Source organism: Streptomyces sp. NPDC060198 (genome assembly GCF_042728415.1).
In the GTDB taxonomy this organism is placed as follows: Bacteria; Actinomycetota; Actinomycetes; order Streptomycetales; family Streptomycetaceae; genus Streptomyces.
Genome location: NZ_JBHWZJ010000381.1, coordinates 1 through 6,436, shown reverse-complemented (window position 1 = coordinate 6,436; position 6,436 = coordinate 1). Strand labels below are relative to the sequence as shown.

The 6,436-nt window shown below is 72.1% G+C and carries 4 protein-coding genes; 3 read left to right on the top strand and 1 reads right to left on the bottom strand.

Annotation, left to right across the window (positions count from 1 at the left end):
* Window positions 1–65 precede the first annotated feature (65 nt).
* Complete coding sequence (gene xylA / locus ACFWEP_RS29720) at window positions 66–1,235, bottom strand: xylose isomerase (protein WP_387374627.1); 1,170 nt, start codon at window positions 1,233–1,235, stop codon at window positions 66–68.
* A 255-nt stretch (window positions 1,236–1,490) separates the two neighbouring features.
* On the opposite strand from xylA, the gene xylB reads away from it, so the two are divergent.
* The 3 genes from xylB to ACFWEP_RS29705 all read left to right on the top strand — a co-directional run bounded on the left by xylB (window position 1,491) and on the right by ACFWEP_RS29705 (window position 6,255).
* A complete protein-coding gene (xylB, locus tag ACFWEP_RS29715; protein ID WP_387374625.1) occupies window positions 1,491–2,978 on the top strand; it encodes a xylulokinase in 1,488 nt (495 codons plus the stop codon).
* A gap of 140 nt (window positions 2,979–3,118) precedes the next feature.
* Window positions 3,119–5,374: an alpha-xylosidase gene (gene yicI, locus ACFWEP_RS29710; protein WP_387374623.1), complete on the top strand. Its 2,256-nt coding sequence runs from the start codon at window positions 3,119–3,121 to the stop codon at window positions 5,372–5,374.
* Window positions 5,375–5,619: 245 nt separating this feature from the next.
* Window positions 5,620–6,255 (top strand): histidine phosphatase family protein, encoded by a 636-nt coding sequence (locus ACFWEP_RS29705; RefSeq protein ID WP_328718753.1) that lies wholly within the window; start codon window positions 5,620–5,622, stop codon window positions 6,253–6,255.
* Window positions 6,256–6,436 lie beyond the last annotated feature (181 nt).

Here is a 6,436-nt window from a genome sequence, read left to right as displayed (position 1 = left end):
CCGCCGGACGGTCCGGCCCCTGCCGGTCGACTCATCGCGTGGTGCGACGCCTGGTCCCCCTGGGGTCAGCGGACGCCGAGGAGGTGGTCGAGGGCGAGCTGGTCGAGGGCTTCGAAGGCCATGGAGCGCTGGGCGGCGGCGTCGACGTCGAAGTCCTCGTAGGCGGAGGTGTCGGCGAGGAGGCCGCCCAGGCCGTCGGCGGCGGTGGGCTGTGCCAGCTCGTCGAGGCGGGAGGCGGTGAGGGCTTCCTGGACGGCGGGGTCGTTGCGGAAGGCTGCGGCGCGCTCCTTGAGGATGAGGTAGTTGCGCATGCAGTTCTTCGCGGATTCCCAGACGCCGTCGAAGCCGTCGGTGCGGACCGGCTTGAAGTCGAAGTGGCGGGGGCCGGTGTAGTCGGAGTTCTCCAGGAGGTCGACGAGCCAGAAGGCCTGGCGCAGGTCGCCGGCGCCGAAGCGGAAGTCCTGGTCGTACTTGATGCCGGACTGGCCGTTGAGGTCGATGTGGTAGAGCTTGCCGGCCCACAGGGCCTGGGCGATGCCGTGGGGGAAGTTGAGTCCGGCCATCTGCTCGTGGCCGACCTCGGGGTTCACGCCGTAGAGCTCGGGGCGTTCCAGGCGCTCGATGAAGGCGAGGGCGTGGCCGACGGTGGGCAGGAGGATGTCGCCGCGGGGCTCGTTGGGCTTGGGCTCGATCGCGAAGCGGATGTCGTAGCCCCGGTCGGTGACGTACTCGCCGAGGAGGTCGAAGGCTTCCTTCATGCGGTCGAGGGCGTCGCGGACGTCCTTGGCGCCGCCGGACTCGGCGCCTTCGCGGCCGCCCCAGGCGACGTAGGTCTCGGCGCCGAGTTCGGCGGCGAGGTCGATGTTGCGGATGACCTTGCGCAGCGCGTAGCGGCGGACGTCGCGGTCGTTGGAGGTGAAGCCGCCGTCCTTGAACACGGGGTGCGTGAAGAGGTTGGTGGTGGCCATCGGGACCTTGAGGCCGGTGCGCTCCAGCGCGTCCTTGAACCGGCCGATCACCGCGGCGCGCTCGCTGTCCGAGGACCCGAAGGGGATCAGGTCGTCGTCGTGGAAGGTCACACCGTGCGCGCCGAGCTCCGCGAGCCGCTCGACGGACTCGACCGGGTCCAGCGCCGGGCGGGTCGGCTCACCGAAGGGGTCGTTGCCCCGCCAGCCCACGGTCCAGAGACCGAAGGTGAACTTGTCAGCGGAAGTGGGAGTGAAGCGGTCCGACATGTCTGCCTCTTGATCGACGGGCCCGGACGGCTGCTCTGCCGACCGACCAATTTGTTCAGTCCCAGTACTAATACTCCAATTCCTGACGCCGCACCAGACCTCTTCCGTGACACAACGGTCACTCCCGGACAACTTTCCCGTCATATGTATGACGACATCGCTCGTAGTGGCCTGATTCACGGTCGATCCACAGCAATCACGCCGTATTTGTTTTGTGTACGATCAAAATGAGACTCCCCAGGAACGAGGTACGACATGCCGTCCGGAGCAACACGGGACGACGCTGTCCCCCGGCCGTCCGCGGTCATCGGCGTGGACAGTTCCACCCAGTCCACCAAGGCCGCGGTCATCGACATCCCGACCGGCCGGGTCCTGGCGGTCGGCCGCGCCCCGCACACCGTGACCGGCCGGGACGGCGCCCGCGAGAGCGACCCCGAGCAGTGGTGGCAGGCCCTGCGCACCGCCGTCACCGAGGCCCTCGGCACGGCGGGCCTCGACCCCGCCGCGGTCGCCGGCATCGCCGTCGCCGGGCAGCAGCACGGCCTGGTCGTCCTGGACCGCGGCGGCCGGCCGCTGCGCCCCGCGCTGCTCTGGAACGACACCCGCTCCGCCCCCCAGGCCACCGCCCTCACCGCCGCGCTCGGCGGCCCCGAAGCGTGGCTGGAGCGGACCGGGTCGGTGCCCGTCGCCTCCATGACCGCCACCAAGTGGCAGTGGCTGCGGGAGAACGAACCGGACACCGTCGCCGCCGCTGCGGCCGTCCGCCTCCCGCACGACTACCTCACCGAGCGGCTCTCCGGCGCCGCCGTGACCGACCCGGGCGACGCCTCCGGAACGCTCTGGTACTCCCACACCGCACACGGTTACGACCCCGAACTGCTCGCGCTCACCGGCATACGCGCCGACATGCTCTCCACCGTCGCCCCCACCGGGGCGGCCCTGGCCGGGCACCTCACCGAGCGGGCCGCCCGCGACCTCGGCCTCCCCGCCGGGATCGCGGTGGCCGCCGGGACCGGCGACAACATGGCCGCCGCGGTCGGCCTGGGCCTCGGCGCGGGGGGCCTGCTCGACCACCCGGTCGTCAGCCTCGGCACCTCCGGCACCGTCTTCGCCGCCACCCGCACCCGGCCGTCCTCCCCGCTGCTCGCCGGCTTCGCCGCCGCGGACGGCACCCACCTGCCGCTCGGCTGCACCCTGAACTGCACCCTCGCCGTGGACAAGGTGGCCGCTCTGCTGGGCTTGGACCGCGAGGACGCCGAACCCGGCGGCGAGGCCGTCCTGCTGCCGTTCCTCGACGGCGAGCGCACCCCCGACCTGCCGCACGCCGCCGGGCTGCTCACCGGCCTGCGGCACGACACCACCCCGCGGCAGCTCCTGGGCGCCGCCTACGAGGGAGCCGTCGTGGCGATCCTGCGGGCGCTGGACGAACTGCCCCTGGACGCCCCGGACGCCCCCCTGCGCCTGATCGGCGGCGGTGCGCGCGGCACCCGGTGGGTCGAGACCGTGCGCCGCCTCTCCGGCCGGCCCGTGATCGTCCCCGAGTCCACCGAACTGGTCGCGCTGGGCGCCGCGGCACTCGCCGCGGGCGCGGTCACCGGCGACGATCCGGTGGCCCTGGCCGCCGGCTGGGGCACCGGCGCGGACCGCCGGCTGGCCGCCGTACCGCGTGACACGGCCACCTGGGACCGGATCGTCCAGGTCCTGGACCGGGCGGCCCCCGTTCTCCTGAACCCGCCCTCCTGAACCCCTGACACCCGGAAGCCCGGGCCCTCGGAGCACCCACCCCTGCGCGTGCCCGGCCTCCGCCCCCCCCGTACCAGTCCCGCGAGCTGAACCCGCGGACCTGATCCTCCGAACGACTGCAGAACGGCTAAGGACCCCCCATGAAGTTCACCGACGGCTTCTGGCAGATGCGGGACGGTGTGTCCGCCTCGTACGCCACCGAAGTCCGCGATCTGCGCCTGGACACCGACCGCCTCACGGCCTACGCCGCCGTCAAGCAGGTCACGCGCCGGGGCGACACGCTCAACGCCCCGCTCATCACGGTCGAGGCGCACTCTCCCGCCGAGGGCGTCATCGGCGTGCGCGTCACGCACCTCGCCGGAAAGCGCAACCCCGGCCCCGAGTTCGGCCTGCCCGGCGCGACCGGGGACGCGACCGCCGCCACCCGCCGTGAGAACGGCACCGCCGAACTGACCAGCGGCCCGCTCACCCTGCGGCTCTCCGACTCCGGCGCCTTCGGCCTGGACTTCCTGGACGGCGAGGGCCGTCTGCTGACGACCGCGGGCCGCAAGGGAACGGCCTTCGCCACCCTGCCGGACGGCGGTCACCACATGGCCGCCCAACTCGCCCTCGGCGTCGGCGAGACCATCCACGGGCTCGGCGAGCGCTTCACCCCGTACGTGAAGAACGGCCAGGTCGTCGACATCTGGCAGGCGGACGGCGGCACCAGCAGCGAACAGGCGTACAAGAACATCCCGTTCTACCTCTCCTCGCGCGGCTACGGCGTCTTCGTCAACCACCCGGGCAAGGTCTCCTTCGAGGTCGGCTCAGAGGCCGTGGGACAGGTGCAGTTCAGCGTCGAGGACCAGACGCTGGAGTACTTCGTCATCGCCGGCCCGACGCCCAAGGACGTCCTGGCCCGCTACACCGCCCTCACCGGCCGCCCCGCGCTGCCGCCGGCCTGGTCCTTCGGCCTCTGGCTGACGACCTCCTTCACCACCTCGTACGACGAGAAGACCGTCACCTCGTTCGTGGAGGGCATGGCGGACCGGGGCATCCCGCTCTCCGTCTTCCACTTCGACTGCTTCTGGATGCGCGAGTACCAGTGGTCGGACTTCGAATGGGACCCGGAGGTGTTCCCGGACCCGGTGGGCATGCTCGCCCGTCTCAAGGCGCGCGGTCTGCGGATCTGCCTCTGGATCAACCCGTACATCGCGCAGAAGAGCGCCCTGTACGCGGAAGGGGCCGAGAAGGGCTACTTCGTCCGCACCGCCGACGGCGACATCTGGCAGTGGGACAAGTGGCAGGCCGGCATGGCGCTGGTCGACTTCACCAACCCCGAGGCGACCGCCTGGTTCCAGGCCAAGCTGAAGGTACTCCTCGACCAGGGCGTCGACGGCTTCAAGACGGACTTCGGCGAGCGCATCCCCACGGACGTCGTCTGGCACGACGGCTCCGACCCCGAGCGGATGCACAACTACTACACGCACCTCTACAACAAGGCCGTCTTCGAACTCCTGGAGGAGGAGCGCGGTCAGGGCGAGGCCGTCCTCTTCGCCCGCTCGGCGACCGCCGGCGGCCAGCAGTTCCCCGTCCACTGGGGTGGCGACTGCTGGTCCTCCTTCGGCGCGATGGCCGAGTCGCTGCGCGGCGGGCTCTCGCTCAGCCTGTCGGGCTTCGGGTTCTGGAGCCACGACATCGGCGGCTTCGAAGGCACCCCCGACCCGGCCGTCTTCAAGCGCTGGCTCGCCTTCGGGCTCCTCTCCTCGCACAGCCGGCTGCACGGCTCCTCGTCCTACCGCGTGCCGTGGGAGTTCGGCGACGAGGCGGTGGACGTGGCCCGGCAGTTCACCGAGCTCAAGCACCGCCTCATGCCGTACCTGTACGGCGCCGCCGTGGAGGCCCACCGCACCGGTGTCCCGGTGATGCGCCCGATGCTGCTGGAGTTCCCGGACGACCCGGCGACCCGCACCGTGGACCGGCAGTACCTCCTCGGCGGGGACGTCCTGGTGGCCCCGGTCTTCACCGAGGACGGGCAGGTCGAGTACTACGTGCCCGAGGGCACCTGGACCCACCTGCTCTCCGGCGAGACGGTCACCGGACCGTCCTGGCGCCAGGAGACCCACGGCTTCGACAGCCTCCCGCTCCTGGTCCGCCCCGGCGCGGTCCTGCCGCTCGGCGCGGACGTCTCGCGTCCGGACGGCGACTGGCTGGAAGGACTGGAACTGCGCGTGTTCGCCCCCGCCGGCACCGGTGACTTCACCCGCACGGTCACCGTTCCCGACCTCACCGGGGCCCCCGCGGCCACCTTCCGGGTGGCGCGCGAGGGGGACACGGTCCACGTGACCTCGGACACAGCCCGCCCGTACACCGTCGAGGTCGTGGGCGAGGACGGACTGCGGGTGGTCCGCGGCTGATTCGTATACGACCCCGCACGACCATCCGCCCCGGTGACGGGCGAGCGCCACCGGGGCGCGCGTCACCGGGGCGGGCGCGTGTACGGGCGGTGCGCTTCCGTGCCCGTGCACGGACGGGCACGGTCGGGCACGGACGGGCCGGTGCGCGGGCGGGCGCGTCGTGGACGGCCCGGTCCCGGCGGAATGCGATCGTGGTCCGGCGGGTTTGCACGATCGCAGCGACACGCACGAAGAACGGACGCACCATGGGCGAGTTGATCCTGATCCGGCACGGCGAGACCGAATGGTCCCGCAACGGACGGCACACCAGCTACACCGATCTGCCGCTCACCGAGTTCGGCGAGACCCAGGCCCGTGCGCTCGCCCCGCTGCTGGCGGACCGCCAGGTCGGGCTCAGCCTGGTCAGCCCCTCGGTCCGGGCCCGCCGCACCGCCGAACTGGCCGGACTCACCTCGCCCCGTATCATCCCGGAGCTGCGGGAATGGGACTACGGCGGCTACGAGGGCATCACCACCATCGACATCCACCGCACCCGCCCCCTGTGGAACCTCTGGACCGACGGGGTCGAGGCCGGTCCCACCGCGCACCCGGGCGAGAGCCCGGCCGAGATCGGCGAACGGGCCGACAAGGTGCTCGCCGGGGTGCGCGCGACGGCCGAGGGCCTCGCGAGCGACGAGGACGTCGTGCTCGTCGCCCACTCCCACTTCCTGCGCGTGCTCACCGCCCGCTATCTGGACCTTCCCCCCGCGGGCGGGAGCCTCTTCCAGCTCGCCACCGGGGCGATCTCCCGCCTGGGCACCGAGCACGGACAGCCCGTGATCACGGCGTGGAACCTGGCCCTGCCCGAGAGCCTCGTCCGCGAGGTCCGCAGGGAACGCTGAGAGAGGCAGATTCCGGTCGCGTGAGATCGGGCGGCCTGGCGGGGCCCCGGGGTGCGTAACGGGCGTGCGAGGGGGCGCGTCGAGTGGGGCGGAGCGAGGGCGTCCGGCGGGCACGAGCCGCGGGACAGCCCTGCGGCCAGCACCTCCTGCTCCAGCTGGGCCCGGCCGCGTGGTTCCAGGC

Bases quoted from the DNA above. Each gene is read 5' to 3' on its own strand.
- yicI (WP_387374623.1), top strand. From the start codon at position 3,119: ATGAAGTTCACCGACGGCTTCTGGCAGATGCGGGACGGTGTGTCCGCC.
- ACFWEP_RS29705 (WP_328718753.1), top strand. From the start codon at position 5,620: ATGGGCGAGTTGATCCTGATCCGGCACGGCGAGACCGAATGGTCCCGC.
- xylB (WP_387374625.1), top strand. From the start codon at position 1,491: ATGCCGTCCGGAGCAACACGGGACGACGCTGTCCCCCGGCCGTCCGCG.
- xylA (WP_387374627.1), bottom strand. From the start codon at position 1,235: ATGTCGGACCGCTTCACTCCCACTTCCGCTGACAAGTTCACCTTCGGT.